General features: G+C 72.2%; 3 protein-coding genes. All 3 read right to left on the minus strand.

Features of this window, described 5'->3' with window-relative positions; genetic code table 11:
- On the minus strand, positions 1–238 hold a 238-nt coding region (locus WA805_RS19085), incomplete at its 3' end, for a hypothetical protein (protein WP_425243009.1).
- Between the two features lie 9 nt (positions 239–247).
- Entirely contained in the window at positions 248–1828 is a 1581-nt protein-coding gene (locus WA805_RS19090) for an Hsp70 family protein (protein WP_425243010.1), read from the minus strand.
- Positions 1821–2570, minus strand: a 750-nt coding sequence (locus WA805_RS19095; protein ID WP_425243011.1) for an ABC transporter permease, incomplete at its 5' end; no start/stop codon positions are given. The genes WA805_RS19095 and WA805_RS19090, both read right to left, overlap by 8 nt.

A 2570-nucleotide genomic window follows, 5' to 3' on the forward strand; every position in this document is an offset into this window, starting at 1 on the left:
TCGCCAGCCCGGCCGCGGCCGCCAGGCCGAGGTCGTAACGCTGCCGGTTTTCCTGGCCGGAAAGCAGGTCGCGCTTGATCAGCCGGATCGTGTCGCGCAGCCGCTGCGAGCGCTCGGGCGCGGTCACCGCCAGCGCCGCCGCCTGCCGGCTCAGCCGCTCGACGGCCTGCGCGATCTGCTCCTCCGGCGCCTGCGGCGAAAGCCCCAGGTTCGCGTACCAGTCCTCCTGCCGCTGCATGGATCCTTCCTACTCGATCTGCATGGTGGCCGCCATGCGATCCGCGGCGCCACCGGAGGCGTCGCCGTTCGCCAGGTACTCGCGGGCGATCGTGGTGCTCGCCTGCGCCCCTGTCGACACGTCCGTCGCGGCGACCTGGAGGATCCCGTTCTCGTTCAGCGACATCGTGACGCTGACGGGCTGGTGGGCCGGCCGGTGCGGCGGCAGGCCGTCGATCACCACCACGCCGACGCGGCGGCACAGGCCGGGATCGTCGGACTCGCCTTCGAGCACCGGGACCACGATCCGCGTCTCGCCTGGCCGCATCGTGAAGAAGGTGCGCTCGGCGGAGGCGGGCAGCGCGGTGTTCCGCAGCAGCAGCGCGGTCATCACCGGGCGCTGCCGCTCGCCTGCCGTCTCGAAGACGCTGATGCCCAGGCTGTGCGCCGTGACGTCGGTCACCGTCAGCTCCGACAGGTACTCCCTGGCGCTCGGCGCCATCACCAGCGCGCCGCCCCGTTCCAGTTGCCGCTGCGCGGCGAACAGCGCGGCGCCGAGCGCCACCGCCTCGTCCGGACGGACCGATGTGTCCGGGTCGACGCCGAACATCTCCTTCATCCGCTCCCTGACGGCCGGCATCCGGGTCGCACCGCCGACCGGCAGTACCACGGAGATGTCCTTCTGGGTGACCCCGGCCGCCGCCACGACGTCGGCCATCTTCTCGGTCATCTCGTCGAGCAGCACGGCGCTCCCGGAGACGAACTCGGCCCTGGTCACGTCCACCCGCAGCGTCAGTCCTGCGGCTTGCAGCGCGACGCTGGTCCGGTCGCGGGAGGTGAGGTCGTGCTTGGCCCGCGCGGCGCGCAGCAGCCAGTCCTGCGAGACCTGGGCGCACTCGTCGAGCGACTGCGCGTCCGGGTCGTTGATGTCCAGGCCGTGCGCGGACTCGAACCGCTCGACGAAGCAGTCGAACAGCACCTTGTCGAAGTTCGCCCCGCCCAGGTAGGCGTCCCCGCCGGTGGCGCGAACCTTCAGTTCGGCCCCGTCGTACTCCATCACGGTCACGTCGAAGGTGCCACCGCCGAGGTCGACCACCACGCCCGTGGCGCCCGCCGGGCGCCGGTCGTAGCCGTAGGCGAGCGCCGCCGCGGTCGGCTCGGACAGCAGGCCCAGCACCTCGAGCCCCGCCAGCTCCCCGGCTCGCAAGGTGGCCGCGCGCATCGGGTCGCTGAAATACGCGGGTACCGTGATCGCGGCCTGGGTGACCGGCCCCGCGAGCAGCTGCGCGTCGTGCACCACCTTGCGCAGGATCAGCGCGGACACGTGCTCGGGCCGGTAGGCGACGCCGCCGTAGTCGAACGTCCAGCCCGAGCCGATGTGCCGCTTGACGAGCTGCACGACGGAGGCTGGCTCGGTCGCCAGCGACTCCCGCGCCACCGCGCCGACCACGGCGTGCCCCGCGTCGAAGAGCACGATCGACGGCGTGGTCGGCGACCCTTCAGCGTTCGGCAGGACAACAGGCAGCCCCGCGCTGTTGACCTGCGCGACCACCGACAGCGTGGTGCCCAGGTCGATGCCGAACGCGGTCTTGTCATCGAGCGGCTCAGCCACGGCCCACACTCCAGCCCAGCCCCTGCCTGCGCAGCCGCCATATCGTGGCGGCCAGCCCGGCGCCGGTGAGCAGCAGCAGCGCCAGCCACGTGCCGGCCAGTCCGGCCGCCGAGCGCGGGTAGAGGCCGGAGGTCTGATGCAGCGCGGCGGCGGATAGCCCGGCGATGCCGCCGAGCCCGGATACCGTCCACCTGGCAGGCATGAGCCACGAGACGAAACCGATCGCGCCGAGCTGGAACAGCACTCCGCACAGCACGAGCTGCGTGATCAGCAGGTACGGCACCAGGCTCATCGCGCGGTCGGCGCTCTCCGCCGCCGCCGAGATCAGCAGCCCGAGGGCCGTCCCGCTCAGCACGCCGAGCCAGGCCGTGACGAAGACCGTCACGAACGGATGCCCGAACGGGCCGCCGGCGGGCAGCCCCAGCGTCCACCAGACCACTACGGTGAGCGTCACCGCCTGGATCGCGGCGAGCACGCCAAGCACCGCCACCTTGGACGCCAGGTACGCGGGCATGCTGCCGCCTGCCAGGAACTCCCTGCGCCAGATCGGCTTCTCCTTGACCAGTTCGCGAACCGAGCCGATCATGCCGAACCACACCGCCGCGCACCCGAAGACGAACATCGGGGCGTTACCCGTGACCCAGCTGAAGCCGGCCGGCACCGCGAGCGCCGTCAGCAGCGCCACCGCCACCCCCTGGAGCAGGCTGAACGCCAGCGCCGGCCGGTCCCGCCCGATCAGCCG

This window comes from Trebonia sp., assembly GCF_049794275.1.
In the GTDB taxonomy this organism is placed as follows: Bacteria; Actinomycetota; Actinomycetes; order Streptosporangiales; family Streptosporangiaceae; genus Trebonia.